At 72.4% G+C, this 26,635-nt stretch carries 27 protein-coding genes and 1 pseudogene; 18 read left to right on the forward strand and 10 right to left on the reverse strand.

Annotated elements, in window-relative coordinates; genetic code table 11:
• The 5 genes from infB to truB form a co-directional block, all read left to right on the forward strand.
• The coding region (gene infB, locus E1298_RS12280) for a translation initiation factor IF-2 (RefSeq protein ID WP_131892492.1) at nt 1-2,053 on the forward strand (2,053 nt) is incomplete at its 5' end.
• Between the two features lie 215 nt (nt 2,054-2,268).
• Nucleotides 2,269-2,577 (forward strand): DUF503 domain-containing protein, encoded by a 309-nt coding sequence (locus tag E1298_RS12285; protein ID WP_243725538.1) that lies wholly within the window; start codon nt 2,269-2,271, stop codon nt 2,575-2,577.
• Nucleotides 2,578-2,625: 48 nt separating this feature from the next.
• Entirely contained in the window at nt 2,626-3,150 is a 525-nt protein-coding gene (gene rbfA / locus E1298_RS12290; RefSeq protein WP_131892494.1) for a 30S ribosome-binding factor RbfA, read from the forward strand.
• On the forward strand, nt 3,147-4,421 hold the full coding sequence (locus E1298_RS12295) for a DHH family phosphoesterase (RefSeq protein ID WP_243725539.1): 1,275 nt from the start codon (nt 3,147-3,149) through the stop codon (nt 4,419-4,421). Before rbfA ends, E1298_RS12295 begins: the two co-directional genes overlap by 4 nt.
• A gap of 101 nt (nt 4,422-4,522) precedes the next feature.
• Nucleotides 4,523-5,407: a tRNA pseudouridine(55) synthase TruB gene (truB, locus tag E1298_RS12300; protein WP_131892496.1), complete on the forward strand. Its 885-nt coding sequence runs from the start codon at nt 4,523-4,525 to the stop codon at nt 5,405-5,407.
• A gap of 18 nt (nt 5,408-5,425) precedes the next feature.
• Here truB and E1298_RS12305 read toward each other — a convergent pair whose 3' ends face one another.
• On the reverse strand, nt 5,426-6,109 hold the full coding sequence (locus tag E1298_RS12305; RefSeq protein WP_131892497.1) for an SCO family protein: 684 nt from the start codon (nt 6,107-6,109) through the stop codon (nt 5,426-5,428).
• Nucleotides 6,110-6,200: 91 nt separating this feature from the next.
• Nucleotides 6,201-6,812 (reverse strand): hypothetical protein, encoded by a 612-nt coding sequence (locus E1298_RS12310; RefSeq protein ID WP_131892498.1) that lies wholly within the window; start codon nt 6,810-6,812, stop codon nt 6,201-6,203.
• Nucleotides 6,813-6,975: 163 nt separating this feature from the next.
• Between E1298_RS12310 and trhA the strand changes: the two genes are divergently transcribed.
• From trhA to E1298_RS12335, 5 genes are all read left to right on the forward strand, one after another.
• On the forward strand, nt 6,976-7,644 hold the full coding sequence (gene trhA / locus E1298_RS12315) for a PAQR family membrane homeostasis protein TrhA (RefSeq protein WP_131892499.1): 669 nt from the start codon (nt 6,976-6,978) through the stop codon (nt 7,642-7,644).
• A 127-nt stretch (nt 7,645-7,771) separates the two neighbouring features.
• Complete coding sequence (locus tag E1298_RS12320; RefSeq protein WP_131892546.1) at nt 7,772-8,716, forward strand: bifunctional riboflavin kinase/FAD synthetase; 945 nt, start codon at nt 7,772-7,774, stop codon at nt 8,714-8,716.
• 200 nt (nt 8,717-8,916) lie between these two features.
• Entirely contained in the window at nt 8,917-9,186 is a 270-nt protein-coding gene (gene rpsO / locus E1298_RS12325; RefSeq protein WP_021599383.1) for a 30S ribosomal protein S15, read from the forward strand.
• 319 nt (nt 9,187-9,505) lie between these two features.
• Nucleotides 9,506-11,860: a polyribonucleotide nucleotidyltransferase gene (locus tag E1298_RS12330; RefSeq protein WP_131892548.1), complete on the forward strand. Its 2,355-nt coding sequence runs from the start codon at nt 9,506-9,508 to the stop codon at nt 11,858-11,860.
• Between the two features lie 95 nt (nt 11,861-11,955).
• A complete protein-coding gene (locus E1298_RS12335) occupies nt 11,956-13,275 on the forward strand; it encodes a M16 family metallopeptidase (protein ID WP_131892500.1) in 1,320 nt (439 codons plus the stop codon).
• A gap of 51 nt (nt 13,276-13,326) precedes the next feature.
• Here the strand turns inward: E1298_RS12335 and E1298_RS12340 are convergent, their stop codons facing one another.
• Complete coding sequence (locus E1298_RS12340) at nt 13,327-13,638, reverse strand: sialidase family protein (protein ID WP_131892501.1); 312 nt, start codon at nt 13,636-13,638, stop codon at nt 13,327-13,329.
• Nucleotides 13,593-14,018 carry a sialidase family protein gene (locus E1298_RS12345; protein ID WP_131892502.1) on the reverse strand — a complete coding sequence of 142 codons (426 nt, stop codon included), beginning with the start codon at nt 14,016-14,018 and terminating at the stop codon, nt 13,593-13,595. The genes E1298_RS12340 and E1298_RS12345 overlap by 46 nt, the downstream gene beginning before the upstream one ends.
• 171 nt (nt 14,019-14,189) lie before the next feature.
• Here E1298_RS12345 and E1298_RS12350 point away from each other — a divergent pair, with 171 nt between their 5' ends.
• The 5 genes from E1298_RS12350 (at nt 14,190) to E1298_RS12370 (ending at nt 17,714) form a co-directional block, all read left to right on the forward strand.
• Nucleotides 14,190-15,290 carry a class II histone deacetylase gene (locus E1298_RS12350; RefSeq protein WP_131892503.1) on the forward strand — a complete coding sequence of 367 codons (1,101 nt, stop codon included), beginning with the start codon at nt 14,190-14,192 and terminating at the stop codon, nt 15,288-15,290.
• A gap of 17 nt (nt 15,291-15,307) precedes the next feature.
• Nucleotides 15,308-15,691 carry a phage holin family protein gene (locus tag E1298_RS12355; protein WP_131892550.1) on the forward strand — a complete coding sequence of 128 codons (384 nt, stop codon included), beginning with the start codon at nt 15,308-15,310 and terminating at the stop codon, nt 15,689-15,691.
• A 69-nt stretch (nt 15,692-15,760) separates the two neighbouring features.
• Nucleotides 15,761-16,384: an FMN-dependent NADH-azoreductase gene (locus E1298_RS12360; RefSeq protein WP_131892504.1), complete on the forward strand. Its 624-nt coding sequence runs from the start codon at nt 15,761-15,763 to the stop codon at nt 16,382-16,384.
• A 35-nt stretch (nt 16,385-16,419) separates the two neighbouring features.
• Nucleotides 16,420-17,157, forward strand: coding sequence for a 4-hydroxy-tetrahydrodipicolinate reductase (gene dapB, locus E1298_RS12365; protein WP_131892506.1), 738 nt, complete (start codon nt 16,420-16,422; stop codon nt 17,155-17,157).
• On the forward strand, nt 17,154-17,714 hold the full coding sequence (locus E1298_RS12370) for a transglutaminase-like domain-containing protein (RefSeq protein ID WP_243725540.1): 561 nt from the start codon (nt 17,154-17,156) through the stop codon (nt 17,712-17,714). Before dapB ends, E1298_RS12370 begins: the two co-directional genes overlap by 4 nt.
• Before the next feature lie 94 nt (nt 17,715-17,808).
• On the opposite strand, the pseudogene E1298_RS12375 reads toward E1298_RS12370, so the two are convergent.
• A pseudogene (locus tag E1298_RS12375) lies at nt 17,809-17,922 on the reverse strand (sigma factor); the annotation flags it as partial.
• A gap of 6 nt (nt 17,923-17,928) precedes the next feature.
• The gene (locus tag E1298_RS12380; protein ID WP_165975438.1) at nt 17,929-18,603 is read right to left on the reverse strand and encodes a Uma2 family endonuclease; all 675 of its coding nucleotides are present in this window, start codon (nt 18,601-18,603) and stop codon (nt 17,929-17,931) included.
• 165 nt (nt 18,604-18,768) lie between these two features.
• Here E1298_RS12380 and E1298_RS12385 point away from each other — a divergent pair, with 165 nt between their 5' ends.
• Nucleotides 18,769-19,614, forward strand: a complete 846-nt coding sequence (locus tag E1298_RS12385; RefSeq protein WP_131892510.1) for an SCO6745 family protein — start codon at nt 18,769-18,771, stop codon at nt 19,612-19,614.
• On the opposite strand, the gene ftsH is transcribed toward E1298_RS12385, so the two are convergent.
• Nucleotides 19,611-21,650 (reverse strand): ATP-dependent zinc metalloprotease FtsH, encoded by a 2,040-nt coding sequence (gene ftsH / locus E1298_RS12390; protein WP_243725541.1) that lies wholly within the window; start codon nt 21,648-21,650, stop codon nt 19,611-19,613. The genes E1298_RS12385 and ftsH overlap by 4 nt on opposite strands.
• 222 nt (nt 21,651-21,872) lie before the next feature.
• On the opposite strand from ftsH, the gene E1298_RS12395 reads away from it, so the two are divergent.
• Nucleotides 21,873-22,382, forward strand: coding sequence for an SRPBCC domain-containing protein (locus tag E1298_RS12395; RefSeq protein ID WP_131892514.1), 510 nt, complete (start codon nt 21,873-21,875; stop codon nt 22,380-22,382).
• A gap of 7 nt (nt 22,383-22,389) precedes the next feature.
• Here E1298_RS12395 and modA read toward each other — a convergent pair whose 3' ends face one another.
• Nucleotides 22,390-23,160 carry a molybdate ABC transporter substrate-binding protein gene (modA, locus tag E1298_RS12400; protein ID WP_131892516.1) on the reverse strand — a complete coding sequence of 257 codons (771 nt, stop codon included), beginning with the start codon at nt 23,158-23,160 and terminating at the stop codon, nt 22,390-22,392.
• Nucleotides 23,161-23,270: 110 nt separating this feature from the next.
• Here modA and E1298_RS12405 point away from each other — a divergent pair, with 110 nt between their 5' ends.
• Complete coding sequence (locus tag E1298_RS12405) at nt 23,271-23,963, forward strand: uracil-DNA glycosylase (RefSeq protein WP_131892518.1); 693 nt, start codon at nt 23,271-23,273, stop codon at nt 23,961-23,963.
• Between the two features lie 64 nt (nt 23,964-24,027).
• On the opposite strand, the gene E1298_RS12410 is transcribed toward E1298_RS12405, so the two are convergent.
• Both E1298_RS12410 and E1298_RS12415 read right to left on the reverse strand, forming a co-directional pair.
• Nucleotides 24,028-24,894: a 1,4-dihydroxy-2-naphthoate polyprenyltransferase gene (locus E1298_RS12410; RefSeq protein WP_131892554.1), complete on the reverse strand. Its 867-nt coding sequence runs from the start codon at nt 24,892-24,894 to the stop codon at nt 24,028-24,030.
• 34 nt (nt 24,895-24,928) lie between these two features.
• The gene (locus E1298_RS12415; RefSeq protein ID WP_243725542.1) at nt 24,929-26,602 is read right to left on the reverse strand and encodes an MFS transporter; all 1,674 of its coding nucleotides are present in this window, start codon (nt 26,600-26,602) and stop codon (nt 24,929-24,931) included.
• Nucleotides 26,603-26,635: the final 33 nt, after the last annotated feature.

The raw sequence follows: 26,635 nt of genomic DNA on the forward strand, positions 1-26,635 counted from the left end.
CGGTGGCGGCGGTCGTCCCGGTGGCGGCGGCGGCTTCGGCGCGCCCCGCGCGGGTGGCGGCGGTCGTCCCGGCGGTGGCGGCGGCTTCGGCCCCCGTCCCGGTGGCGGCGGACGCGGCAGGGGCGGCACGCAGGGGGCCTTCGGGCGTCCCGGCGGCCGGCCCGCACGCGGGCGCAAGTCGAAGCGGGCGCGCCGTCAAGAGTTCGAGAACATGCAGGCGCCCGCCGTCGGCGGCGTCCAGGCACCGCGCGGCAACGGCCGGACCATCCGGCTGCCGCAGGGCGCCTCGCTGACCGACTTCGCCGAGAAGATCGGCGCCAACCCGGCGTCGCTCGTCGCGATCATGATGCACCTCGGCAAGATGGTCACCGCGACCCAGTCGGTGGACCCCGACGACCTCCAGGCCCTCGGCCTGGAGCTGGACTTCGACATCCAGGTCGTCAGCCCCGAGGACGAGGACCGCGCGCTGCTGGAGTCGTTCGACATCGAGTACGGCGAGGACGAGGGCGGCGAGGAGAACCTGCAGTCGCGTCCGCCGGTCGTGACCGTCATGGGCCACGTCGACCACGGTAAGACCAAGCTGCTGGACGCCATCCGCAACGCCAACGTGATGGGCGGCGAGGCAGGCGGCATCACCCAGCACATCGGTGCCTACCAGGTCGAGACCGAGGTCGACGGCGAGGAACGCAAGATCACCTTCATCGACACCCCGGGCCACGAGGCGTTCAGCGCCATGCGCGCCCGCGGTGCCGACACCACCGACCTGGTGGTGCTGGTGGTCGCCGCGGACGACGGCGTCAAGCCGCAGACCACCGAGGCGATCGACCACGCCACCGCGGCCGGGGTGCCGATCGTGGTCGCGGTCAACAAGATCGACGTCGAGGGGGCCGACCCCAACCGCGTCCGGGCCCAGCTCACCGAGTACGGCCTGGTCGCCGAGGAGTTCGGCGGCGACACCCAGTTCGTCGACGTGTCGGCGAGGCAGGGCCTCAACATCGACGGGCTGCTGGAGGCGATCATCCTGACCGCCGACGCCTCCCTCGACCTGCGCGCCAACCCCGACATGCCGGCCCAGGGCTCGGCCATCGAGGCCCACCTGGACAAGGGGCGCGGCGCCGTCGCCAGCGTCGTGGTCCAGCGCGGCACGCTGCGGGTCGGCGACTCGATCGTCTGCGGCGTGGCCCACGGCCGCGTCCGGGCGATGCTCGACGAGAACGGCAACAACGTCGAGGAGGCGTTCCCGTCCCGTCCGGTGGCGGTGCTCGGCCTCGCGGCCGTGCCCGGCGCCGGGGACAACTTCCTGGTCGTCGAGGACGACCGGGTCGCCCGGCAGATCGCCGACAAGCGCGTGGCGCGCAAGCGCAACGCCGAACTGCTCAAGAGCCGCAAGAGCAGCTCCCTTGAGGAGCTGTTCAAGGACCTTGAGCGCGGCGAGCGCGACGAGCTGCTGCTCATCCTCAAGGGCGACGTGTCCGGCTCGGTGGAGGCCCTGGAGGACTCGCTCCTCAAGATCGACGTGGGCGAGGAGGTCAACCTCCGGATCATCCGCCGCGGCGTCGGCGCGATCACGCAGAACGACGTCAACCTCGCGATGGCGTCCGACGGCGCGGTCATCATCGGCTTCAACGTGCGTCCCGAGCGGAACGCGCAGGAACTGGCCGACCGCGAGGGCGTGGACATCCGGTACTACTCGATCATCTACCAGGCGATCGAGGAGGTCGAGGCGGCCCTCAAGGGCATGCTGAAGCCGGAGTTCGAGGAGGCCCAGCTCGGCACTGCCGAGGTCCGGGAGCTGTTCAAGGTGCCGCGGATCGGCAACGTCGCCGGCTCGATGGTCACCTCCGGGATCATCCAGCGCAACGCCAAGGCCCGCCTCGTCCGCGACGGCGTCGTGGTCGCCGACAACCTCACGGTGTCGTCGCTGCGCCGCTTCAAGGACGACGCGACCGAGGTCCGCGAGGGCTTCGAGTGCGGTATCGGCGTCGGGTACAACGACATCAAGATCGGCGATGTCGTCGAGTGCTTCGAGATGCGGGAGAAGCCCCGCGCCTGAGGCACCGGCACGGCCCCCGCGCGGACGCGCCCTCCGGGGCGCGGCCCGCGCGGCGGGCCACCCGATGAACGGTGATCGACTAATCAGTGACACGACGCCAGGCGGATCTTCTAGCCTGGCGTCTGTCATGTCCGGTCCGTCCGTCCCCGCCGGGCGGCGGCCGGTCCGGGAACACGGCGGCGGACCGCCGTCGTTCCATCTCTGAGGATCCCGAGGTGATCGATCAGGTGTACGTGGGGGCTCTGACGCTCGACCTGCTGCTGGGGGACGTGCGCTCGCTGAAGCAGAAACGGTCCGTCCTGCGGCCCGTCATCGCCGAGGTGCACAAGCACTTCCCGGCGGTGGCCGTCGCCGAGACCGGCGGCAACGACCTGCACCGCAGGGCGGAGATCGGGGTGGCCGTGGTCTCGGCCACCGCGGCCAACTGCACCCAGGTGCTCGACCAGTGCGAACGGCTGGTGGCGGGGCGGCCGGAGATCGAGCTGCTGTCGGCCAGGCAGCGGCTGTTCAACGACGCCGACTGAGCCCGCGGGCTCGGAGCGGCGCGAGGATCATAGAAAGGGAGTGCGATCATGGTGGACGCAGCGCGCGCGCGCAAGCTCGCCGACCGCATCCAGCAGATCGTGGCGGAGATGCTGGAGCGCCGGATCAAGGATCCGCGCCTCGGCTTCGTGACCGTGACGGACACCCGCATCACCAACGACCTGCGCGACGCCACCGTCTACTACACGGTGTACGGGTCGGACGGCGAGCGCGCCGAGACGGCCGCCGCGCTGGAGAGCGCCAAGGGCGTCATCCGTTCGGAGGTGGGCAGGCAGACCGGGGTCCGGCACACGCCCAGCATCACCTTCGTCATGGACTCCCTGATGGAGAACGTCGCGCACATCGACGACCTGCTGGCCAAGGCCCGCGCCCGGGACGCCGAGGTGGCGAAGGCCGCCCAGGGCGCCTCCCCGGCCGGGGACCCCAACCCCTACCGCGAGCCGTCCGGCGATGACGGCGATGAGGGGGAGGACGGCGAGGCGGCGGCCGGCGCGGCGGAGGGCGGCGCGGCGGAGGGCGGCGAGGACGGCCGGCAGGGACGCCCGTCATCGTGAGCGGGCCGGAGGGGCGCGCGGAGACGCCGGGCGCGGTCTGGGCGCGGCAGTGCTCGCTGCGCGACGCGGGCGGGCACGCCGCGAGCGGCCATGACGTCGTGCCGCGCGGCGGCGGTGGCGCACGCGCCACCGCCGGAACGTCCGCGGCCAACGCGTCCGCCGGCAGCGCCTCCACCGGCGGGTTGTCCGTTGGTGGAGGGGCCAACGGCGGGGGATCCGTCCCCGCGCCGCCCGCCGCCTCCGCGTCCGCGGTGCCCGTCTCCGCGGCCCCTCAGGGAGCCGACCTGGAGTGGGACCGCGCGGTCGAGCTGATCCGCGCGGCCGACCAGGTCTGCCTCGTCTGCCACGTGGCGCCGGACGGGGACGCGCTCGGCTCGATGCTCGCGCTCGGGCAGGCCCTGCGCGCGATGGGCAAGGGCTGCCTGGCCTCCTTCGGCGAGCCGTTCACGGTCCCGGCGATCCTGCGGTTCCTGCCCGGCCAGGAGCTGCTGGTCGAGCCCGACCGGATGCCCGAGGCGCCCGCCCTGATGGTCTCGCTGGACGCGGCGGGCCAGGCGCGGCTGGGCTCGCTGGCCGCCCGCGCCGGACGCGCCGGGGCGCTGATCGTCATCGACCACCACGCGTCCAACACCGCGTTCGGCGGCGTGCGGCTCGTCGACCCGGACGCCGCCGCGACCGCCGTCCTGGTCGAGGAGCTGATCCGGCGGCTCGGCGTCCCCCTCGACGGCGACATCGCCCAGGGCCTGTACGCCGGGCTCGCCAGCGACACCGGCTCGTTCAAGTACCCCTGCACGACCCCCGAAGTGCACGACCTGGCCGGACGGCTGCTGACCGCGGGCGTCCGCCCCGAGGCCGTCAGCCGGGAGCTGTGGGACCGGGCCCCGTTCGGCTACCTCCAGGTCTTGGCGGGCGCGCTGGCGCGGGCCCGGCTGGAGCGCGACGCGGCGGGCGGCGAGGGTCTGGTCTGGACGACGATCGCCCGCGCCGACCGCGACTCGCGCGACGTCCCCTACGACCAGCTCGAAGGCGTCATCGACCAGCTCAGGCGTACCGACGAGGCCGAGGTCGCCGTCGTGCTGAAGGAGACCGACAAGGGCGAGTGGTACGTCTCCACCCGCGCCAAGGGCTCGGTGGACGTCGGCCGCGCCTGCGTCGAGCTGGGCGGGGGCGGGCACCGCACCGCCGCCGCGTTCACCATGGGCGGGGAGCCCGCCTGGATCATCGACCGGCTGCGGGCGGCGCTGCGCGTCCCCGACGAGACCCTCGACTGACCCCGCGAGACCTGCCCGCACGACCCGGCCTCGCATGACGTGACCCGCACGACTGGACACTGCACGACTGGACACTGCACGACGGATTCGGAGCGCACTCGGTGGAATCGGGCTCGGCGGAATCGGGACTTGTCGTCGTCGACAAACCCGCGGACTGGACCTCGCACGACGTGGTGGGCCGCATGCGGCGGCTCGCGAAGACCCGGCGGGTCGGCCACGCCGGCACGCTGGACCCGATGGCCACGGGCGTCCTGGTGATCGGGATCGGCAAGGCCACCCGGCTGCTCGGGCACCTCGCGCTGACCGAGAAGGGCTACGACGCGACGATCCGGCTCGGCGCATCGACCAACACCGACGACGCCGAGGGGGAGATCACCGCCGCGGCGTCCGCCGCGTCCGTCGCGGACGAGGCGCTGCGCGCGGGCGTCGCGGCGCTGACCGGGCCCATCCGGCAGGTGCCGCCGCAGGTCAGCGCGATCAAGGTGAACGGGGAGCGGGCGTACAAGATGGCCCGCAAGGGCGAGGAGGTCGCCCTGAAGGCCCGTCCGGTGACCGTGCACGGTTTCGAGGTGACCGGCGTCCGGCGGCACGGCGACCTGATCGACGTGGACGCCTCCATCTCCTGCTCGTCCGGCACCTACATCCGCGCGCTGGCCCGCGACCTGGGCGCGTCGCTCGGCTGCGGCGGGCACCTGACCCGGCTGCGCCGCACCCGCGTCGGCCCGTACGACCTGGCCGGGGCCCGCACGCTCGACCGGCTCGCCGAGAAGCTGGAGATCCTCCCGATGGGCGAGGCGGTCGCCGCCGCGTTCCCCCGCCGGGACGTGTCGGACGACGAGGCCCGCACGGTCGCGCACGGCGGACGGCTCCCGGCGGCGGGGCTCGGGCCGGGTCCCGTGGGCGTCTTCGCGCCCGACGGGACCCTCCTGGCCCTCGTCGAGGAGCAGGGCGACATCGCCAAGCCCCTCGCCGTGTTCGTGCCGTGAGGCCCGCCCCGAAGGGGGCTATCCGGCGGGGCTCGGCGCGGTCTTCTCGTTGGCGAGCAGGGTCTTGAGGTCCTTCGCCATGTCGGCGCTGCCGAACTGGTAGCGGAACAGCAGCCGTCCCGACCCGTCCGGGCCGTAGGCCATGACGTTGCTGCCGTGCTGGACCTGGTAGTTGCCCTTGGCGTGCGCTGGCGCGGGGCTGACGGGCGCCTTGGCGATCCCGGCGGCCTTCTCGATGCTCTTCCATGGGCCGGTCAGTCCCACGAACGACTTGTCGAATCGGCCGAGGTAGTCCTTGAGCGCCCTTGGCGTGTCCCGGGCGGGGTCGGCGGTGATGAACACGACCTGCACGCCCGCCCGCTGCGCCGGGCTCAGCAGGGACAGGGCGCCCGCCGCGTCCGCCATGGTCGTCGGGCAGATGTCCGGGCAGTTGGTGAAGCCGAAGAACAGCAGGGCCACCTTCCCTCTCGTCCTCTTGGGCAGGTCGTAGGGGCGGCCGTTCATGTCCGTCATCGTGACGTCGGGGATCTTGTACGAGCCGGGCAGCGCCGTCGCCTTGTACGGCGAGGCGGGCGCGGTGTCGGCGATCGTGACCGGAGCGGACTCCCCGCCGCAGGCGGCGGCGCTGAGCAGGACGGCGGCCAGGCCGAGGCCGGCCAGCGCGGGGCGTGGCGGACGGGCGGGGCGTGCGGAAACGCGCATGGGACTCTCCACGTGAGTAGACGTCGGCGGACCCCGCCGCGTGGTGTCCGGTGCGTGCGGGCGGCGGGGTGAGGGTGAACTTGGCGTCGGCTCAGCGCGCGGGAGGGCCCCGGCGGACGAGCGCGTGGCGGAGCGGGGCGTCCGCGATAGGACGGACCGCGACCCGGAACCGGGGGACTGGGGCGGCCAGGGCCTCGGCGGGCGACAGCGCGGCGGCGAGCAGCCGCCACGGTCCGGCCGCGGTGGCGGAGACCCGCCGGGCCAGCGCCCAGAGTGCGGCGTCGCCGCGCCGCAGCCACCAGGCGGCCGCCAGCGCCGCCCCCAGATGGACGAGCGTCATGGTGACGCCCCCGTGCCCCGGGACGGCGGCGAAAGGCTCCGTGGCCGCGACCGGCGGTTCGGCGGCGTGATGCCCGATCCCGCCGTGGACGGGACCGCCGTGGACAGGGCCGGACGATGCGCGGGCGAAGAGTGCGTGCAGGCCGAACTGGGCGCCGACGAGCCCGCCCAGGATCGTCCCGAAGGACCGTTCGGCGCCGGACAGCAGCAGCGAGAGCCCGGTCACGAGCAGGAACCCGAGCCCCACGGCCCCCGGCGGTACGGCGGCGTGCGCGGCGTACGCGTGTCCGGCGGTGGTCAGGATCAGGCAGACCGTGGCGAAGACCACCGCGCGGGCAAGACGGAAGCAGGGCTGTACGGGCATGTGTCCGCTCATGGTCCCACGGGGTGCGGAAAACCCCGCGCCGGGGCGGCAGGATGGAACCTGGTGGCGCGCGTGGCGAGCATCACCCCGCGGACCCCGTGCGCACTAACCTACGGTCGCGTAACCTACGTGACCGTAGGTCCGAAGGCGAGGAGGTGCCCCTTTGACCACTGCGACGGACCGGCCCCAGGCCCCGTCCCCCACCCGTCCGCGGCTGCGCGGCTGGCTGCATCTCGGCGCGTTCCCCGCCGTGCTGGTCGCCGGGCTCGTGCTGGTGGCGCTCGGCCCGACCCCGCAGGCGCGGCTCGCGTCGGCGGTGTACGTGGCGACGTCCGGGATGCTATTCGGCATCTCCGGGACGTACCACCGGCAGCGCTCGCACCGGCTGATCGAGGTCCTGCGCCGCTTCGACCACGCCAACATCTACCTGATCATCGCCGGGACCTACACCCCGTTCGCGGTCCTCGCGCTGGACGGCGGCGTCCGGATCGGCGTCCTGGCCGCCGTCTGGACGGGCGCCATCGCCGGAGTCGTCTTCAGGACGACCTGGATCGGCGCCCCGCGCGCGCTCTACGTGACCCTCTACATCGTGCTGGGCTGGGTGGCGGTCCTCTTCCTGCCCCAGTTCCTGTCCGGCGCCGGTGTCGCCGCTTGCGCCATGGTCGCGCTCGGCGGCGTCTGCTACAGCGTCGGCGGGGTCGTGTACGGGCTGCGCCGTCCGAACCCGTCCCCGCGCTGGTTCGGGTTCCACGAGGTCTTCCACGCCTTCACGCTCGCCGCGTACGTCCTGCAGTACATCGCCGTCTCGCTGGTCGTCTACCAGTCCGGCTGAGCCGGGCCCGTACGGGAAAGCACGCCCCACCGGTAACCGCACCGGACGGCGCATGGCACTCTTAGGACCACGACAGGTGAGACTCGGCAGGAAACCGGGCAGGGACGTCCAACGCAGGGAGAGCATGGTGCGGCGCTGGCATGGCCTCGACGAGGTACCGGCCGACTGGGGCCGTTCGGTGATCACCATCGGGGTGTTCGACGGCGTGCACCGCGGCCACCAGCGCATCGTCGGCGCCGCCGCGGAGGAGGCGCGCCGCCGCGGGCTGCGCTCCGTCGTGATCACCTTCGACCCGCACCCGGACGAGGTCGTGCGGCCCGGCACCCACCCGCCGCTGCTGGCGAGCACCAAGCGCCGCGTCGAGCTGCTGGAGTGCCTCGGCACCGACGCGGTCGTGGTCGTCCCGTTCACCCTGGAGCTGTCGAAGGTGCCGCCGGACGAGTTCGTCCAGTCGGTGCTCGTCGACCGGCTGCACGCGGCCCACGTGATCGTCGGCGAGGACTTCCGCTTCGGGCACCGCGCCAAGGGCAACGTGGCGCTGCTGAGGGAGCTCGGCGAGAAGTACGACTTCACCGCCGAGGGCATGCCGCTGGTCGCCAACGGCGACACGATCTCCTCCACCTACATCCGCTCGCTGCTCGACACCGGCGCCGTCGGGGAGGCCGCGCAGGCGCTCGGCCGCCCGCACCGCGTCGAGGGCGTCGTCGTGCGCGGCCACCAGCGGGGCCGGGCGCTCGGCTTCCCCACCGCCAACCTGGAGACGCTGCCGCACACCGCGATCCCCGCGGACGGCGTCTACGGCGGCTGGCTGGTCTGCGACTCCGACCGCTACCCGGCCTTCCGCTGGCCCGCCGCGATCTCCATCGGGACGAACCCGACCTTCGAGGGGGCCGGGGAGCGGACCGTCGAGGCGTACGCGCTGGACCGCGACGACCTCGACCTGTACGGCGAGCACATGGCCGCCGACTTCACCGCCCGCATCCGCGACACCCTGAAGTTCGACTCCGTCGAGGCCCTCATCGAGGAGATGCACCGGGACGTGGCCGCGGCCCGCGAGATCACCGCCGGGTGACACGGTCCGTGATCACGCCGGTTCCGCACGGTGACGGGGGGGCTTTAGGGCATGGTACGGTGAATAGTCGCCGGGAAGGGCCCCGGCGCGGTTGGCTGCACCCTCATGCGGCCCGCCATTTTTTCTTAAGACGCACCATGCGGACCCGCGAGCCCACCGGGCCGGGGATCTGCGGGTGACGAATTCACTGAAGGAGCCACGTGTCGCTCGACACCGCCACGAAGAACCAGATCATCGCCGAGTACGCGACCACTGAGGGTGACACCGGTTCCCCGGAGGTCCAGGTCGCGCTCCTCACGCGCCGCATCAACGATCTGACGGAGCACCTCAAGGAGCACAAGCACGACCACCACAGCCGCCGCGGCCTACTGCTGCTGGTCGGCCGTCGTCGCCGGCTCCTGAAGTACCTGAGCAACAAGGACATCAACCGTTACCGGCAGCTGATCGAGCGACTCGGTCTGCGCCGCTAGCACGGTGAGGGAGCGGCCCGCCGGGCCGCTCCCTCTCTTTATGGCCGGACGGGCCGCGACGCCCCGCCCGGCCGCGCCGGTGGCCCGGCCCTGCGGGCCGGCACCGGCACCCGGCCGCCCGTCCCTCCGGGGCGGGCAGGCCGCCAACTGGAGAACAAGCCTCGCGGACACCGCTGGTGCGGGCCGGTCCTCGGTAGTGGCCTCCGGACTCGATCCGGATGCTTCGATCGAAGACCGGCAGCGTGATAGCCACGGGAAACGGCCGCGGGGACCGACAGAAGAAACCTTGAGGAGGTTTCCCGTGACAGAAGCCGTGCGCATCGACGGAGCGCAGAGCACCGAGGCCGTGATCGACAACGGCGCCTTCGGCACCCGTACCATCCGCTTCGAGACGGGCCGACTGGCCCGCCAGGCGGCCGGCTCGGCCGTCGCCTACCTCGACGACGAGACGATGGTGCTGTCGGCGACGACCGCGTCGAAGAAGCCCAAGGACAACCTGGACTTCTTCCCCCTGACCGTGGACGTCGAGGAGCGGATGTACGCCGCCGGGCGCATCCCCGGCTCGTTCTTCCGCCGGGAGGGCCGCCCGTCCGAGGACGCGATCCTCACCTGCCGCCTGATCGACCGGCCGCTGCGCCCGTCGTTCACCAAGGGCCTGCGCAACGAGATCCAGGTCGTCGAGACGATCATGGCGCTGCACCCCGACCACCTGTACGACGTCGTGGCGATCAACGCCGCCTCGATGTCCACGCAGCTGGCGGGCCTGCCGTTCTCCGGCCCGATCGGCGGCGTGCGCGTCGCGCTGATCGAGGGCCAGTGGGTCGGCTTCCCGACCCATCCCGAGCTCGAACGCGCCACCTTCGACATGGTGGTCGCCGGACGGGTGCTGGAGGACGGCGACGTCGCGATCATGATGGTCGAGGCGGAGTCCACCCGCGACACCCTGAAGCTCGTCGCCGACGGCGCGACCGCGCCGACCGAGGAGACCGTCGCCCAGGGCCTGGACGCGGCCAAGCCGTTCATCAAGGTGCTGTGCAAGGCGCAGAGCGACCTCGCCGCCGTGGCCGCGAAGGACACCGCCGAGTACCCGATCTTCCTGGACTACGAGGACGACGTCCTCGCGGCCGTCACCGCCGCCGTGGCCGACGACCTGGCGCAGGCGCTGACCATCGCCGGCAAGCAGGAGCGCGAGTCCCGGCTGGACGAGATCAAGGCCGGCGCCGCCGAGAAGATCGGCGAGGGCTTCGAGGGGCGCGAGAAGGAGATCTCCGCCGCGTTCCGCGCCGTCACCAAGAAGCTGGTCCGCGAGCGGGTCATCAGCGACGGCCTGCGCATGGACGGGCGCGGCCTGAAGGACATCCGCCAGCTCACCGCGGAGGCGCACGTCCTGCCGCGCGTGCACGGCTCGGCGCTGTTCGAGCGCGGCGAGACGCAGATCCTGGGCGTCACCACGCTGAACATGCTCCGCATGGAGCAGATGATCGACACGCTGAACCCCGAGCGCACCAAGCGCTACATGCACAACTACAACTTCCCGCCCTACTCGACCGGTGAGACCGGCCGGGTGGGCTCGCCGAAGCGGCGCGAGATCGGCCACGGCGCGCTCGCCGAGCGCGCCCTGATCCCGGTGCTGCCGACCCGCGAGGAGTTCCCGTACGCGATCCGGCAGGTGTCGGAGGCGCTGGGCTCCAACGGCTCCACCTCGATGGGCTCGGTCTGCGCGTCCACCATGTCGCTGCTGGACGCGGGCGTGCCGCTCAAGCAGATGGTGGCCGGCATCGCGATGGGCCTCATCCACGAGGGCGGCGAGTACGTCACGCTGACCGACATCCTCGGCGCCGAGGACGCGTTCGGCGACATGGACTTCAAGGTCGCCGGCACCCGCGACGTGATCACCGCGCTGCAGCTGGACACCAAGCTCGACGGCATCCCCGCCTCGGTGCTGTCCGCCGCGCTCAAGCAGGCCAAGGGCGCCCGCCTGGCGATCCTGGACGTCATGCAGGAGGCCATCGAGGCGCCGGCCGAGATGAGCCCGAACGCGCCGCGGATCATCACGATCAAGGTCCCGGTCGACAAGATCGGCGAGGTCATCGGCCCCAAGGGCAAGATGATCAACTCGATCCAGGACGACACCGGCGCCGACATCACGATCGAGGACGACGGCACGATCTACGTCGGCGCCACCGACGGCCCGTCCGCCGAGGCCGCGCGGCAGGCGATCAACGCGATCGCCAACCCGCACATGCCGGAGGTCGGCGAGCGGTTCCTCGGCACGGTCGTCAAGACCACGACGTTCGGCGCGTTCGTGTCGCTGCTGCCCGGCAAGGACGGCCTGCTGCACGTCTCGCAGATCCGCAAGCTGCACGGCGGCGCCCGGATCGAGAACGTCGAGGACGTCATCAGCGTCGGCGCGAAGATCCAGGTCGAGGTCACCGAGATCGACCAGCGCGGCAAGCTGTCGCTGGTGCCGGTCGAGGTGGTCGACCGCGAGCGCGCCGACAGGGGCGAGGGCGGCGGCGGTGACGCGCCGGCCGCGTCCGACGCGTCCGTCGAAGGCGACTCCGGCGACGACGACGGCGACCGCCAGGACGGCCGCGACGACGGCGAGCGCCGCGCGCCCCGCCGCCGCCGCACCCGCCGCGGCGGCGACGAGCCCGGCCAGCGCAACTCCTGACCCGGGAGCTCCGATGACCGACCGGCCTGCCCGCGCGAGGGCAGGCCGGTCGGCCGCATTCACCCCGTCTTCGACCTTCGGAATGTGAGCGACACGTGACCCTGCCGGCGAGGGCGCAGGAGCCCGGTACCACCACCACGATCCACACCGACGGCGCCGGCTCGGTCCGCCGCACCGTCCTGCCCGGCGGGCTCCGCGTGATCACCGAGACGATGCCGACCGTCCGGTCCGCGGCGTTCGGCATCTGGTCGGCCGTCGGCTCCCGCGACGAGGCGGTCGCCGACGCAGGCGCCAGCCACTACCTGGAGCACGTGCTGTTCAAAGGCACGCGGTCACGGTCGGCACTGGAGATCTCCGCGGCGGTCGACGCGGTCGGCGGCGACCTCAACGCCTTCACGGCCAAGGAGTACACCTGCTACTACGCGCGGGTGCTCGACTCCGACCTCCCCCTCGCCGTGGACATCGTGTCCGACATGGTCGCGTCCTCGGTCAACCGCCCCGAGGACGTCGAGGCCGAGCGCGGGGTGATCCTCGAAGAGATCCACATGCGCGACGACGACCCCGGCGACCTGATCCACGACGAGTTCGCCCTCGCCCTGTACGGCGACACGCCCCTCGGCCGCCCGATCCTCGGCACCGTCGACTCGATCAACGCGCTGACGCGGGACCGGATCCACGGCTACTACCGCGAGCACTACGTCCCGTCCAACCTGGTGGTGTCGGTGGCGGGCAACATCGACCACGACGAGGTCGTGGGGCTGGTCGCCCGCGCGTTCGCCGGGCACCTGACCGGCGACGCCGCGCCCGCCGCGCCCCGCCTGGACGGCGCGCCCGCCCTCGTCGACCCCCGCACCCGGGTGATCGACAAGGACACCGAGCAGGCCCACATCGTCCTCGGCGGCGCCGGCGTCTCCCGTACCGACGACCGCCGCTTCGCGCTCGGCGTGCTGAACGCGGCGCTCGGCGGCGGCATGTCGTCGCGGCTGTTCCAGGAGGTCCGCGAGAAGCGGGGCCTCGCCTACTCGGTCTACAGCTACACCGCCCAGTACGCCGACTCCGGCGTCTTCGGCGTCTACGCGGGCTGCCAGCCCGGCAAGGTCGAGGAGGTCCTGTCGATCTGCCGCGACGAGGTGGCCAAGGCCGCCCGCGACGGCCTCGCCGACGAGGAGCTTGAGCGCGGCAAGGGCCAGCTGCGCGGCGCGATGGTCCTCGGCCTGGAGGACACCGGCTCCCGGATGAGCCGCATCGGCAAGAGCGAGCTGGTGTACGAGTCGCTGCTGCGGGTCGACGAGGTGCTGGCCCGCATCGAGGCCGTCACGCCCGACGACGTGCGGGCCGTCGCGAGCGAGGTGCTGGACGCCCCGCAGGCCCTGACGGTGATCGGTCCGGTCGGAGACCGGGACTTCACCGCCTGACCGGCCGCGCGGCCCTCCCGGGCGCCCCGCCGGCGGGCGCCCGGCGCGGGGTCAGTGCAGGATCCACGACAGGTTGAACTTGCGGAACACGATCGACCGGTACGACGTGCCGTTGTGGCGCGTGTCCAGGTTGGACTCGACGAGCGCGGCGACCCGGTAGTCGCTGGTCTTGGCCATGCTGGAGTAGCCGCCTTCGGTTCCCGCCTCGGCCGGCGGCGGCGCGTCGGTGAGGGGGCGGTCGACCGGCCACGTCCTTGCGCCGTCGTAGCTGATCCGCACCCGCATCGTTTCCGCGCGGTGCGTGGTGCTGGCCGGATTCAGGAAGATCGTCCGTGCCGGGGCGTCGTTGTTGTACTGCAGCACGGACGCCTGGCTCGGGACGTCGGGCAGGGCGCTGTCGGGCGCGAACGCCGAGTACCCGCCGTCCGCGTCCGTCCGGGCGACCCAGCGCTGGTCGCCTCGGACAGCTTCTGCAGGTGCCAGGACCTGCCGTGGTCGGTACTGATGATGTTGCGGTGCTGCGCGGGGATGATCAGCTGGCCGGAAGTGGTGGAGAGCCCGGCGCCGGGACCGACCGCGTCCCACGCCCAGACCGTCCTGCCGTCGGCCTTGGTCTCGGGCAGCAGCGACGCGGTGAGGTCGGTCGGCGACGGCTCGTCGTTCAGGCCCGTGAAGGTCTGGCCGAACAGCACCGACGCCGACAGGACGGGCGTCGCGGACCCCGCCTGCAGCGTCGTCTTCATCGGGCCTCCTTGTTGATCTTGAGTTGCCAAGGACGCTAATCGACCGGAAACACCATCAAGATCAACAAAGCGTGAACGGCACCTGAATTCGGGTCGCGGCGCCCCGGCCCCGCCCGTTCGGGGCGTTCCCGGTACGCTGACCGGCCGGTCCCGGATGTGAGGAGGCGCCCGATGGCGACGGGCTGGATCTGCCACGAGCGCTACTTCTGGTACGACACCGGGACGGGCCCGCTCGGCATGCCGTCCGGCGGGTCCCTGGAGCCGCTGCGGCACCCCGACCATCCCGACACCAAGCGCCGCTTCCGGAACCTCGTCGAGGTGAGCGGGCTCCTGGACGCCCTCGTGCCGCTGGCGCCGCGTCCCGCGACCGAGGAGGAGCTGCTGCGCGTCCACACCGGGGCCCACGTCGCGCGGATGCGGGAGCTGTCGGCGTCCGGGGGAGGGGACGCGGGCGACGGCGAGTCGCCGTTCGGCGCGGGCTCCTACGACATCGCGCGGCTCGCCGCCGGCGGCGTGATCACCGCGGTGGACGCCGTCCTCGACGGGGCGGTGGCCAACGCCTACGCGCTCGTCCGGCCGCCGGGCCACCACGCGCTCCCCGATCGGGGCATCGGCTTCTGCATGTTCGGCAACATCGCGGTCGCCGCGGAGCACGCGCGCGCCCGCGGCCTGCGCCGGATCGCGGTCGTCGACTGGGACGTCCACCACGGCAACGGCACCCAGGCGATCTTCGAGGCCGACCCCGGCGTGCTGGCGGTCTCCCTGCACCAGGACGGGCTGTTCCCCCTCGGCTCCGGCGCCGTGGACGAGCGCGGCACCGGCCCGGGGAAGGGGTTCACGGTCAACGTCCCGCTGCCGCCGGGCTCGGGCACCGGAGCGTACCTGGAGGCGTTCGAGCGGGTCGTCGAGCCCGCCGTCCGCGCGTTCGCGCCCGAGCTGCTGTTCGTCGCGTCCGGCTTCGACGCGAGCACCTACGATCCGCTGGCCCGGATGGGCCTGCACTCCGGCTCGTACCGGCAGATGACCGAGCGCGTGATGGGGCTGGGCGTCCCCGTCGTCGTGGCCCACGAAGGCGGCTACTCGCCCGAATACGTCCCGTTCTGCGGCCTTGCCGTCGTGGAGGCGCTCGCCGGGATCCGCACGGCCGTCACCGACCCGTTCCTGGAGGACCTGCTCGCCATCCCGGGGCAGGAGCTCACCGTCCACCAGCGGGAGGCCGTGGCCCGCGCCGCCGCCGCGCTGGACCTGGAGGCCGTTAGATCCGCTCCGTGATCGGGTATCGCCCCCTGGTGAAGATCCTGATCAGAGTCGTGATCTCGGCGGTGGCGCTGTGGGTGGCCCAGGCGCTGCTGGACGGGATCGAGGTCACCGCGGGGAGCACGGGCAAGAGGGCCCTGACGCTGCTCGCGGTGGCGGTCATCTTCGGCGTCGTCAACGCGGTGCTCAAGCCGGTCATCCAGGTGCTGGGCTGCGCCTTCTACATCCTCACGCTGGGCCTGTTCGCCCTCGTGGTGAACGCGGCGCTGCTCATGCTGACGAGCTGGCTCGCCGAGGAGATGAACCTGCCGTTCCACGTCGACTGGTTCTGGCCCGCGTTCTGGGGGGCGATCATCATCGGCGTCGTCAGCTGGCTGCTCAACCTGTTCGTGGCGGAGAACCGGCTGGAGGACTAGGGCACCGGCGAAGCGGACCATAGTCCGCTAATCTCGAATCGGACCACAGTCCGCTTCGAGAGGATCATCATGAGCCGCCTGCTGCACATCTCCGCCTCGCCCCGCGGGGCCGCCTCCGAGTCGCGCGCGATCGCCGACGCCTACCTGGACGCCTTCCGGGAGATCCACGGCGACGTCGTCGACCACCACGACCTGTGGGACGGCACCCTGCCCGCGTTCGGCCCCTCGGGAGCCGGAGCCAAGATGGCCGTCTTCGCCGGGTCCGAGCCCGCCGGGCCCGAAGCCGCCGCGTGGGAGGCCGCCCGCGCGGTCTTCGAGCGCTTCGACTCCTACGACCGGTACCTGTTCAGCGTCCCGATGTGGAACGCGGGCGTCCCGTACATCCTCAAGCAGTTCATCGACGTCATCTCACAGCCGGGCTGGGTCTTCGGCTTCGACCCCGCGAAGGGCTACTCAGGCCTGCTCCGCAACAAGAAGGCAGTCGTCATCTACACCAGCGCCGTCTACGGCGAGGGCCGGGGCCCGGCGTTCGGCGCCGACTTCCAGGCCCCGTACTTCGACGACTGGCTCCGCTGGGCCGGCGTCGCCGACGTGGAGACCGTCACCTTCCGTCCCAACCTCGCCACCGCCGACGCGGACACCGGCCGCCGCGCCGCGCTCGCCGAAGCACGCGAGCTGGGCAAGCGCCGCTGACGGTAGGCTCGGACGCACGCTAGCCGGGAGGAACAGTGATCAACGTTGGGGTGCTGGGCGCGCGCGGCCGGATGGGGGCCGAGGTGTGCCGTGCCGTTGAGGGGGCGGACGACACCGAGCTCGTCGCCGCCGTCGACCAGGGGGACGCGCTCGACGCGCTGACCAAGGCCGACGTCGTCGTCGACTTCACCCACCCGGACGTCGTGATGGACAACCTCAAGTGGTGCGTCGGGCACGGCCTCCACGCCGTGGTCGGCACCACCGGGTTCGACCCGTCCCGGCTCGACACGGTCCGCTCCTGGCTGACCGGCGCGTCGGGCAACGTCCTCATCGCGCCCAACTTCGGCGTCGGCGCGGTCCTGATGATGCACTTCGCGCGGAAGGCGGCGCCGTTCTTCGAGTCCGTCGAGGTCGTCGAGACGCACCATCCGAACAAGGCCGACGCCCCGTCCGGCACCGCCTACCGCACCGCCGAGCTGATCGCCGCCGCCCGCGCCGAGGCCGGCGTCGCCGCGCCCCCCGACGCCACCACGTCCGAGATCGACGGGGCCCGTGGCGCCGATGTGGACGGCGTCCGCGTCCACGCCGTCCGCATGTCGGGCGCCGTGGCCCACCAGGAGGTCGTCCTGGGCGGCCACGGCGAGCTGTTCACCCTCCGGCACGACTCGATGAACCGCGGGTCGTTCATGCCGGGCGTCCTGCTCGCCGTCCGCGAGGTGGCGGGCCTGCCCGACCGCCTCACGCTCGGCATCGAGGGGCTCCTCGGCCTGTGACCGGACCCCGGCCCGTGATGGAGTTCGCCGCCGACCCCTGGGACTACCTCGCCGCGTCCGAGGCGATCGACCTTGAGCACCCGCTCGTCCAGTCGATCGCCTCGGAGCTGCGCACCGGCGACGACATCGCCTTCGCCCGGTCCGCATTCGACCTCGTCCGCGACCAGGTCACCCACTCCATGGACGCCGGAGACCCTCGCGTCCCGTGGCGCGCCTCCGACGTCCTCGACCAGCGCACCGGCCTCTGCTACGCCAAGTCGCACGCCTACGCCGCCCTGCTCCGCGCGGCCGGCATCCAGGCGGGCCTGTGCTACCAGCGCGTCTCCGGCGTCCTCCACGGCCTCACCGCCGTCCTGGTGGACGACCGCTGGGTCCTCCAGGACCCGAGAGGCAACAAGCCGGGCATCGACGTCCAGTTCTCCCCGTCCGAGGACCGCCTGGCCTACCCGGACCTCCCGGTCCATCCCACGGTCTACGCCGAGCCGCCCCGGACCGTCCTGCACGCCCTTCGGACGATGCGGAACCCGACCCGCTCCGCGCTCCCCACCACCCTCTGACCCGTCAGTCGAGGATCGTGACGGCGAGCCGGGCCAGCCGTTCGGGGTCGGCGAGGATCTCGATCGTGACGATCCTCCCGTCCGTGGTCAGTCAGCCGCCCAGATTCTCCACATCGCTCGTGTCGGTCCGGCTGAGCCGCAGCCACGCCTCCTGGACGGCGTCGTCCGCCTCGGCGAGGGACCCGAGCATCCGGTAGGCCGCCGCCCTGCGGTGCTAGGAGCTCTGGCCTCGCTGCCAGGGCTCCCACTCGTCCGTGGGGATCACCAGGCCGAACGGCTTCGGCAGCCTGATCTCGTCGCCGAACCTCCACCTGACGGACTCTTCGTACACGCCGGCGAAGGTATCGGGGCAGGTGAACAGCGTGGTCATCGGCGCCGCCGGGTCGCGCTCGACCAGCAGGTAGTACGGGACGCCCACACGGGCGTAACCGCTCCACTTGGTCGGCCCGCTCCGCCCCGGGCCGGGCCGGCGATCGTTCCGCGCGTTGCCCGGCGAGGTGACCTCGACCGCGAGTGCCAGATGCCGGGGGCTCAACTTCTTGATCTGTGTCTCCCGGGCCTCGCGATCGTCCTTCTTGCTGAGAAAGCACAAGTCGGGGATGTAGCCATCATGGATCTCGCTCAGGACCACGTCCTGTGTGGTGATGCATCGCCACGGGTAGGCGGGGTTGGCCAGCTCGGCGGCGAACATCTGCTTCTGGATGGTACGGATAATGGCGTTGTGGGCGTAGTCCGGCCCTGGTGACACGACGATCTCCCCACCGATGATCTCGACTCGGGTGCCGTCGTGGGGGAGATCTATCAGGTCGGCGAGCTCGTCCCGCGTCCACAGGTTGTAGGGGGTGTCGGGGAGCTCGTGGTGGTGGTGGCTGGTGGCAACGATGCTCACTTTAGGTGACTCCTCCATCACGTTCGGCTCCCGTCAGCGTAGAGGCCCTGTGTACTCAGCGTACCCAGAATCGGTGATCCGGGCGGGAACCCCCCCGGGGGGCGTCGGGGATGATTATGTAGATTCAGTGCGCTTTGTGGGGTCGGTCAGGCGACGGGAGCTGGGATGGACGGAGCGGTCGCGCGGCGTTTGTGGATGGTGCTCGAACCGCTGCACGCGGTGACCTACTTCTCGCCCGAGTGCCTCGGGGCGAACAAGGAGGTCGGGCTCAGGGGGTTCTGGATGGGGTACTTCGGGAGCCGGGGCGCACCGCTCGGGGCCGTCCCGGCCGGGGTCGTGGAGGCCACGTTCTACGGGTTCCATCCGGAGCGGGTGCGGCGGGCCGTCCCGGACGCGTGGCGGTTCGCGTCGCCGGAGAGCATTCTGCGGGTGCGCGGCGTGGCCGCGGCCAAGGCGCTGCGCAGGGTGGCACCGGGGATCGAGGACGTGGCGCCGCAGGCCGTGCCGCTGCTCGGGAGGGCCGTCGGGGCGGCGGACGGAGCCGGGCGGGCGCTGTTCGCGGCCAACCGGGACCTCGGGGTCCCTGACGAGCCGGTGGAAGCACTCTGGCAACTGGCCACCGCGCTGCGGGAGCACCGGGGGGACGGGCATGTCGCGCTGCTGACCGGCGCGGGGCTGAACGGACTGGAGGCGAACGTTCTGGCGTCCAGTGTGGGCGCCGTTCCGGGGGAGCGGGTCAGGGAGAGCCGCGGCTGGTCGAAAGAGGCATGGGACGAGGCGGTGGCTGCGCTGACCCGGCGCGGCCTACTGGAGGGGGAGCGGGCGACCGAGGCGGGACGCGCGCTGAAGGACGACATCGAGCGGCGGACGGACGCGCTCGCCTTGGAGGCCTTCCGGGTACTGGACGACCCGGAAGGCCTCTACGGGATGCTCGCGCCGTTCGCCAAGGCGGTGGCCGAGTCGGGCGATATGCCGTTCCCCAACCTGATCGGGGTGCCCCGGATCGCCTAACCCGTCGTCGGGACGGTGCGGTCGACGCCGGCGGCGGCGTAGGCGGCCTCCTCGTCGAGGGTCTCCTCGGCGAGGAGGGTGGCCGCCAGGGAGTCGAGCTTGTCGCGGTTGGCGCGGAGGGTCTGAAGGGCCTCGGCGTAGCACTCGTCCACGATGCGGCGGGCCTCCAGGTCGACGGCGTCGAGGGTGCCCTGCGCGGCGTACTGGCCCATGGGGTCCATGCCGTCCGCCGGGAGGATGGAGAGCGGGCCGACCTTCTGGGACATGCCCCAGCGGCCCACCATCCCGCGGGCGATCTTGGTGACCTGCTCCAGGTCGCTCTCCGAGCCGGTGGTGATCACGCCGAAGACCAGTTCCTCGGCGGCCATCCCGCCGAGCGCGCCGATGATGCGGCCGCGCAGGTACCGCTCGTCGTAGGCGTACCGGTCGCCCTCGGGCGTGGACACGGTGACGCCGAGCGCGCGGCCGTGCGGCACGATCGTGATCTTGCGGACGGGGTCGGCGCCCGGCTGGAGCATGCCGAGCAGGCCGTGGCCGGACTCGTGGTAGGACGTGCGGCGGCGCTCCTCGTACGGCATGACGAGGGAGCGGCGCGTGCCGAGCTGCACCTTCTCCAGGGCGGTGTGGAAGTCGGCCATGTCGACGGCGCCCTTCTCGCGCTTGACGGCGAGGAGGGCGGCCTCGTTGACGAGGTTGGCCAGCTCGGCCCCGGTCATGCCGGGCGTCATCTTGGCGACGGCGGTGAGGTCGGCGCCGGCGGACAGCGGCACCTCGCGGGTGTGGACGCGCAGGATCTCGACGCGGCCGTCCAGGTCGGGCGGGGAGACGGCGACCTGCCGGTCGAAGCGGCCGGGGCGCAGGAGCGCCGCGTCCAGGATGTCGGGGCGGTTGGTCGCGGCGATGACGACGACGCCCTCGGAGCCGGAGAAGCCGTCCATCTCGGTGAGGATCTGGTTGAGCGTCTGCTCGCGCTCGTCGTGCCCGCCCATACTGGCGCCGCTGCCGCGCGTCCGGCCGATGGTGTCGATCTCGTCGATGAAGATGATGGACGGGGCGGTCTTGCGGGCCTCGGTGAACAGCTCGCGGACGCGGGCGGCGCCGACGCCGACGACCATCTCGATGAACTCGGACGCGGCCGCCGAGTAGAACGGCACGTCCGCCTCCCCGGCGACGGCGCGGGCGAGCAGGGTCTTGCCGGTGCCGGGCGAGCCGGTGAGCAGGACGCCGCGGGGCACGCGGGCGCCCATCCGGCGGTACTTGCCCGGGTCCTTGAGGAAGTCCACGATCTCGCTGAGCTCGGCCTCGACCTCGTCGATGCCCGCGACGTCGGCGAAGGTCGCGCGCTTGTCGTCCGGCGCGACGGGCTTGGGCGAGCGGCCGAAGCCGCCCATGATCCCGCCACCGCCGCCGCCCCCGGCCATGCGGCGCTGCAGCCACACCATGACGCCGATCCACAGTCCGACGAACAGCAGGGTCGGCAGCAGGGAGAGCAGCAGGTTGGCGAGGAAGCCGCGGTCCTCGCTGACCGGCTTGGCCTCGACCTGGACCCCCTTCCGCACCATCTCGGTGAAGATCTTGTCGTCGGCGAACGCGGGGCGCAGCGTCTCGAACGCGGTGTAGGTCTTCTTCGCGTTGTCCTGGCCGGGCACCTGCTGGGCGTTCTTGAGCTTGCCCTGGATCTGGTAGCCCTTGGTGTAGACGTCCTTGACGTTCCCGGCGGAGACCTGCTGGGTGAACGCCGTGTAGGGGATGGTCACCTTCTCCTGCTTGCCGGTGACGTGCATCGAGACGTAGCTCAGCCCGAACACGACCAGGAGCAGCAGCCAGAACAGGGACGTGTTGCGGCGGGGCCTCCAGCCGCCGCCGAAGCCGCCGCGCGCCTTCCTCTCCGGCCGCCGGTCGGGCACGCCCTCGGCGCGCCAGGGCTGCTCGGGGTCGCTGCGAGGCGGCACCGACTGGCGCCTGCCCGGCTCGCCGGGATCTGGACGGTGCGCCCTCGCCTCGCTCGGCTGTGGCGCGGGTCGCTTGGACGGCACGTCTGACAATCCCCCCGTACGCATCACTCCACCCGGAGTGATCAAGGTCTTCCCGGGCCCGTACCACCGAAAACACGGGGCACGGGGAGTCCAGTCGGGCTCCGGGGTGGTAAACGGCGATCGCTTCCCGGTCGTTCCCTCTTGCCAAAGCTAAGGCCATTAGCTAACCTGTTGGCTAATGGAATTAGCCAAACGGAAAACTCTCATAGCCAAGTAGCCGTCATGATCCGCCGCATCGTCCTCGCCGCGACCGCCCTCCCCGTCCTCGCCGGCGGCGGCCTGCTCGCCTGGGGCGAGCTCGCCCCCCGCGAGGTCAGCGCCACCGTCGAGATCGCCGCCCCGGCCGACAAGGTCTACGGGATCCTCACCGACTTCCGCGGCTACCCCCAGTGGAACCCCTTCATCGTCAAGGCCGAGGGCACACCGCGGAAGGGCGCCAAGCTCCGCAACGAGCTGCGCGACTCGGGCGGTGGCAAGATGACCTTCCAGCCCAAGGTCCTGGCCGCCGACCCCGGCCGCGAGCTGCGCTGGATCGGGCGCATGTGGATCCCCGGGATCGTGGACGGCGAGCACTACTTCCGGATCGAGCCGGCGGGCCCCGGGCGCGTCCGCCTCACCCAGGGCGAGCGGTTCAGCGGCGCCCTCGTCCCGGTCGCCGGAGGGCAGCTCGACATGGCCGACGAGTTCGCCGCCATGAACGCCGCCCTCAAGAACCGCGCCGAGCGGGCGTGACCGGGTGTCAGCGCATGGGGGCCGGGCTGGCGAAGCCGTACTTGTTGAACAGCTTCTGCGCGGCGGGCGTGACGAGCCACGACACGAACGCCCCGGCCTGGTCCTCATGCGCGCCGCCCTTCACCGCCGTAGCGGGGAACGACGCCGTCACGTTCAGATCCCGGGGGATGGGAACGCTGCTCGCGGCGGCCCCCGCCGACCGCAGGTCGGTGATGAAGACGAGCCCCGCGTCGGCCTCGCCGGAGCGGACCCGGTCCAGCACGGCGCGCGCGCTGACCTGCTCGGAACTCCACCGGACGGTCAGCCCCGCGCGGGCGAACACCTGCCGCGCGTACCGTCCGACCGGGACCATCGCCGCGCCGACCACGACCCGCAGGCCCGGCCTCGTCAGGTCCCGCAGGCCCCGGACGCGCTTGGGGTTGCCCGGGGCGAGGGCGATGGTCAGCGCGTCATGGGCGACGACCCTGCGCGGGCCGGTCAGGTACCGCGCGGCCTTCTGCATGCTCGCCGCGTCCGCCGTCACGAGGACGTCGCCCGAGTCGTGGACGGACAGCCGCGCGGCCATCTCGTTGGACCCGCCGAACTCGAACCGCAGCTTCACGCCGGGATGCGACTGGCCGTAGGCGACGCCCATCTCGCCGAACGCCTCCGTCAGGGACGAGGAGGCCAGCACGGTGAGCGTGGCCGGGCCCGGGGAACCGCCGCAGCCCGCGGGAAGGCCGAGCAGGACGAGCAGGACGGACGCGCGAAGCCACCGCCGACGGGGGGAGTCGGGCATAGGGCTCATCCTGGCAGAACGTCCGGGCTCCGCGGATTCGGCCCTGGCGTGTCAGTGTCCCGCACTAGTGTTTCGGGCAACTGGAGATCACCTTCCCCGGAGGCCCGACGATGCCCCTCGACCTGATGGAACTGCTGCCCGGCGACTGGCGGGAGCGGCTCGACCCGCTGCTCGACCCGCTCGCCACCGCGGCCCTGGGCGCCTTCGTGGCCGGGGAGTACGCGGGGCAGACCGTCTACCCTCCGCGCGAGGACCTGTTCAACGCCTTCCGGCACTGCCCGTTCGACCGGGCCCGCGTCCTGATCCTCGGGCAGGACCCCTACCACGGCCCCGGCCAGGCACACGGGCTCAGCTTCAGTGTGCGGGACGGCGTGCGGCTGCCCCCGTCGCTGCGCAACATCTACAAGGAGCTGGCCACCGACCTGGAGGTCCCGCCCGCCAAGTCCGGTGACCTCACGCCGTGGGCCGACCAGGGCGTCCTGCTGCTCAACGCGGTGCTGACGGTCCGGGGCGGCGACGCCGGGTCGCACGCGGGCAAGGGCTGGGAGGACTTCACCGACGCCGCGATCCGCGCGCTCAACGACAAGACCGACCGGGTCGTGTTCGTGCTGTGGGGCGCCTACGCGCGCAAGAAGGCCCGGCTCATCACCGGCCCCCAGCACACCGTGATCGAGTCGGCGCACCCGAGCCCGCTCAGCGCCAAGAAGTTCTTCGGCACCCGCCCGTTCAGCGCCGTGAACAAGGCCCTGGTGGACGCGGGCCGGCCCGAGATCGACTGGACCCTGGCCCCGCCTCCGGCCTGACCCGCCGCCTGTTCCGCGCCCTCGGCGGGACGGCCGCTCTGCTCGCGATCGTGCGCCGGAGCGGTCAGATCGAAAGGCCGACGGCCAGTAGTGCTCCGTAGGCGATCTGGAGGCGGCCGGTCTCGCCCAGCACCGGGATGAGGGCGGGTCCGGCCGCGCCGTTCAGCACCTTCTGCGTCGGCGGGACCGACAGCGGCGCCGCCAGGAGCGCGATCAGCGCCCACGGGTGCGGCGCCGCCAGGACCAGCACGGCCATGAACGGCAGCGCGACGCACGCGGCGTACATGATCCGGGTCCAGCGGTCGCCGAGAAGCACGGCGAGGGTGCGCTTGCCCGACACCCGGTCGGTGGGGATGTCGCGCAGGTTGTTGGCGACCAGCAGCCCGCAGGCCAGCAGCCCGATCGGGACGGCCGCGACCCACGCCTCCCACGGGAGCCCCTCGACCTGGACGTAGGTGGTGCCGACCACGGCGACCAGGCCGAAGAACACGAACACCGACACCTCGCCGAGCGCCCGGTAGCCGTACGGCGTCTTCCCGCCGGTGTAGAACCAGGCCGCGAGGATCGCGAACGCGCCGACCAGCAGCAGCCACCAGGTCGTCGCGGCGGCGAGCGCCAGCCCGGCCACCGCGGCCGCCAGGAAGCTGCCGAGCGCGGCGCCGAGCACCTGCTTCGGCGGGGCGACCTTCGAGCCGACGAGCCGCAGCGGGCCGACGCGTTCCTCGTCGGTGCCGCGGACGCCGTCGCTGTAGTCGTTGGAGTAGTTCACGCCGATCTGCAGCACGAGGGCCACGAAGGCGGCGAGCAGGGCGCGCCACCAGACGGCGTGCCCCTCGCCGATCGCGACGCCGGTGCCGACGACGACGGGCACGAGGGACGTGGGCAGGGTGCGGGGCCGGGATCCGGCGACCCATTGGGAGAGCGTGGCCACAGTCACCGCTTGTTCTCGTGGGACGACAGGGGGATCACGCCTTCGATTCTCCCCGATGTTGATCAGTGCTCGGGCGCAGGCGCAGCGACATCGCGAGGCCGAGCGCCAGGATCGCGGCGGTGGCGAGCGCCCCGTGCCTGGTGGCGACGGCGAGGCTCGCGTCGGCCGCGTGCGCCTCGGCGGCCATGCCGGGGGTGCGGTGCAGGTCACGCCCGTAGGTTCCGGCGCTGTCCCGCAGGTCGTGGGCCACGGCGGCCCGCCGGTCCGGCGGCAGCGGGGTGCCGGACAGCCGGTCGGTCATCGCGTGCCCGAGGCTCGTGGCGAACACCGTCCCGATCAGCGCGATGCCGAGCGCCGCGCCGACCTGCCGGGCCGTGGACTGGGTGCCGGACGCCTGCCCGGCCTGCGCGGGCGGGACGTCCGCGAGCGAGACGTTGGTGAGCTGCGCCGAGGTCAGGCCGAGGCCCAGCCCGTACAGCAGCATCCACGGCGCGAGCCCGAACCCGGTGGTGGTGGCCGACACGGTCAGGCCCAGCGCGACGACGGCGGCGACCTCCAGCACCATGCCGATCTGGACGACCCGGTGGGCGCCGCGCTTGTTGGCGAGCCTGCCCGCGTACCCGCCGGACAGGAACGCGCCGACGGCCAGCGGCAGGATCGCCACGCTGATCTGCAGCGGGGACGTGCCGTGCACGCCCAGCAGGAACAGCGGCAGGATGAACAGCAGTCCCAGCTCGCCCACGTTGATCAGGGACGAGGCGAGGTTCCCGCGCCGGAAGTTCGGGATGCGGAACAGCTCCAGGTCGAGCATCACCGGCCGTCCGGCGGACGCCCTCGCCCGCTCGACCACGACCAGGGCCGCCAGGAGCACCAGCCCGGTGGCCATGACGACCGGGACCGGCGACAGCCCGGTGCCCGGCCAGTCCAGCCCGCCGACCGAGAACGACCGTGTCGCGGCCCACCAGCCGTACGTCTGGCCCTCGATGAGCCCGAACACGAGCGCGCCGAGGCCGAGCGCGGACAGCAGCCCGCCCACCCAGTCGATCTCGCGCAGGGCGCCCCGCGGGCCCGGTCCGCCGGGTCCGGACGGGGCCTGCCGGGTCTCGGGCATCAGCGCGAGCGCGCCCACGATCAGCGCGGCGCCGAGCGGCAGGTTGATCCCGAACGCCCAGCGCCAGCCGCCGCCGGTGGCGACCGCGCCGCCGATCAGCGGGCCGAGCGCGGCCATCCCGCTGATCAGCGAGCCCCAGATCCCGAACGCGACCGCGCGGTCCCGCCCGGTGAACACCGCGTTCACCGTCGACAGCGTCGCCGGCATGATCATGGACGCGCCGACGCCCTGCAGCGCCCGCGCGCCGATCAGCGCGCCGCCGCTGCCCGCCAGCGCGGCGAGGACGCTGGCGGCCGCGAAGATCCCCACCCCGGTGACGAACATCCTGCGCCGCCCGAACAGGTCGCCCGCCCGGCCGAACGGGATCAGCAGCGCCGCGAACACCAGCGAGTAGACCGAGGTGACCCATTCGGCGCCGGTGGCCGTCAGGTCCAGTCCCGTGACGATCCGGGGCAGCAGCACGCCCACGATCGTGGCGTCCACCACGATCAGGGAGACGCCCAGGCTCATGACGACCATGCCGAGCCAGCGGCGGCGGCCGCCGGAGGGGGCGGGCGCGTCGGCGCGCGGCGGTGTCAGGGAGATGGACTCGGGCACGACCTCAAAGATATGGCCGGGCCGGCAGTGCCC

This window comes from Actinomadura rubrisoli, from assembly GCF_004349215.1.
GTDB classification, from domain to species: domain Bacteria; phylum Actinomycetota; class Actinomycetes; order Streptosporangiales; family Streptosporangiaceae; genus Spirillospora; species Spirillospora rubrisoli.

Coding starts and splice junctions, on each gene's coding strand:
- rbfA (WP_131892494.1), top strand. CDS start 2,626: ATGGTGGACGCAGCGCGCGCGCGCAAGCTCGCCGACCGCATCCAGCAG.
- E1298_RS12305 (WP_131892497.1), bottom strand. CDS start 6,109: ATGCGCGTTTCCGCACGCCCCGCCCGTCCGCCACGCCCCGCGCTGGCC.
- E1298_RS12310 (WP_131892498.1), bottom strand. CDS start 6,812: ATGCCCGTACAGCCCTGCTTCCGTCTTGCCCGCGCGGTGGTCTTCGCC.
- E1298_RS12345 (WP_131892502.1), bottom strand. CDS start 14,018: ATGAAGACGACGCTGCAGGCGGGGTCCGCGACGCCCGTCCTGTCGGCG.
- E1298_RS12350 (WP_131892503.1), top strand. CDS start 14,190: ATGGCGACGGGCTGGATCTGCCACGAGCGCTACTTCTGGTACGACACC.
- E1298_RS12360 (WP_131892504.1), top strand. CDS start 15,761: ATGAGCCGCCTGCTGCACATCTCCGCCTCGCCCCGCGGGGCCGCCTCC.
- E1298_RS12385 (WP_131892510.1), top strand. CDS start 18,769: ATGGACGGAGCGGTCGCGCGGCGTTTGTGGATGGTGCTCGAACCGCTG.
- E1298_RS12395 (WP_131892514.1), top strand. CDS start 21,873: ATGATCCGCCGCATCGTCCTCGCCGCGACCGCCCTCCCCGTCCTCGCC.
- modA (WP_131892516.1), bottom strand. CDS start 23,160: ATGCCCGACTCCCCCCGTCGGCGGTGGCTTCGCGCGTCCGTCCTGCTC.
- E1298_RS12405 (WP_131892518.1), top strand. CDS start 23,271: ATGCCCCTCGACCTGATGGAACTGCTGCCCGGCGACTGGCGGGAGCGG.